Origin of the sequence: Kitasatospora putterlickiae, assembly GCF_039527695.1 — a bacterium.
In the GTDB taxonomy this organism is placed as follows: domain Bacteria; phylum Actinomycetota; class Actinomycetes; order Streptomycetales; family Streptomycetaceae; genus Kitasatospora; species Kitasatospora putterlickiae.
Window position 1 is genome coordinate 10,458 of sequence record NZ_BAAAKJ010000499.1, and the last position, 1,871, is coordinate 12,328.

The 1,871-nt window shown below is 77.1% G+C and carries 1 protein-coding gene; it reads left to right on the plus strand.

Annotated elements, in window-relative coordinates; genetic code table 11:
• The coding region (locus ABD308_RS37975; RefSeq protein ID WP_344345415.1) for a hypothetical protein at window positions 1–1,871 on the plus strand (1,871 nt) is incomplete at both ends.

A 1,871-nucleotide genomic window follows, 5' to 3' on the forward strand; every position in this document is an offset into this window, starting at 1 on the left:
GCCCACCAGGTCGCCGACCCCGGCACCGCGGCCGGCCACGGCTTCCGGACGGATCCGCCGGGGACCTTCCAGCCGAACGGGACCACCCGGCGCCGGGTCTGGTTCCTGGACCCCTCCCTGCCGCCGGACTCCCCGCTCGCCGTCTTCCCGAGCCGCTGGCACCGGCGGGCGGACGCGCCGGACCCGGTGCACTACCCCGACGCCTGGTCCGCCGGCGAGATCCAGGTCGTGGCCGACACGGCCCTGCTCGGCGACCCCGGTCGGCGGGTGCCGCTCGCCGACGGCCGGACCTTCCACGTCGTCGGCGAGGCGTACAACGTCCGGGTCGAGGGGCTCGTCCGGGACGGGCGGATCCTCGTCCACCGGCCCCTCGACCAGCAGGTGCCCTGGCGCCAGGGCACCCACGACGACGGGCTGCCCACCACGGTGGTCGCCCGCGCCACCGACTCGCTCACCCACACCGTGGGGGCCGGCCGGCCGGTGACGGTCCGCCGGGCGCTGTTCAACACCCGGGAGACCGGCCTGGAGGTGAGCGTCCGCCTGCACCTGGCGCCGGGCGACGGCACGGCCGCCACCGACCTCGCCGGCTACCGGCGGGGCCTCCAGGAGGCCGCCGACCAGCTGGTGCGCGGGCAGTCCCCGATGTCGCCGGTGCGCCTGCGGCTGGAGTTCACCGACAACCCGGAGGGGGCGTTCTCCAGCGTCCGGGTCGAGTCCGGCGCGCAGCCCCGCCTGGCCGACCACGTCCGGGACCTGCTGGACGCGGGCGCGGGCCACGACCTGGAGCTGGTGGCCCAGCTGTACTCGCGCGGCCTGCCCCGCACCCCGCTGGACGTGCCGCTGCCGGACCCCGTGCCGGGCAGCCTGCGCGAGCCCGGGGTGCCGGACCCGGCCGGGCCGCCGCGCACCACCGACGCGATGGCGCAGTACCTGGCGCCCGTCCGCGCCGCCTTCGCCGACGGCGCCTGGGAGCGGACCGGCCAGGGCGTCCCCCCGCACTGGACCGCCGACGACGGCCGGTTCGCGGCGTACCTGGTCGCCACCGGCCGCGCGGAGGGCGTCCAGATGGTGCCCCGGCTGCACGAGGACGGGCCGGGCACGGTGTTCGAGGGCACGGTCGCCGGCTCCCTGGTACGGGCCACCGTGTCCGGGAACCGGATCACCGGCTACGTGGTCCGCCCCGGCGACGCGGAGGCCGGGGCGGCCCCGGCACCGGCCGGCCCGCGCCGGGTCCTCGCCACCGCGGAGGTCACGCCCCCGGCGGACGCCCTCCGCGGCTCCATCGGCGCCCGGGACGGCATGGCCTTCGAGGCTAGCCGGGTGCTGCTGCCGGACGGCGACACCGAGACCGTCCTGCGCCTGCGGGTCCACCTCGACACCAGCACCGTGACCCTGGCGAGGACGGAGCTGGACGCCGCGCTGAAGGCGCTGCACGAGCGGGCCGAACGCGGCGTCGGCGTGCACTTCAACCGCGGCCAGCGGCTGCCGGGCGGCGACCTGCTGCGGGTCGAGGTGGTCTTCACCGACGACCCGGCGGGCGCCCACCACGTCGTCAAGGTGCACGAGAACTGGCCCCGGGAGAGCTCGCACAACTGGAACCTCCGCACCGACGAGTTCACTCTCGCCCACGAGCTGGGCCACACGCTCGGCCTGCCGGACGAGTACCGCGAGGCGGCGTGGAAGGCGCGGCCGGTGTACCAGGACGGCGCGCTGATGGCCGCGCAGAGCAGCGACGGGTTCGACCACTTCCTGCTGGACATGGACCGCAACGACGTCCGCTCGGCCCGCAACCCGCTGCAGGGCCTGCCGCCGCGCTACCTGCGCGAGTTCGGTTCCGTGGTCGACGCCGCGCTCGGCACGCCCGACGGGCC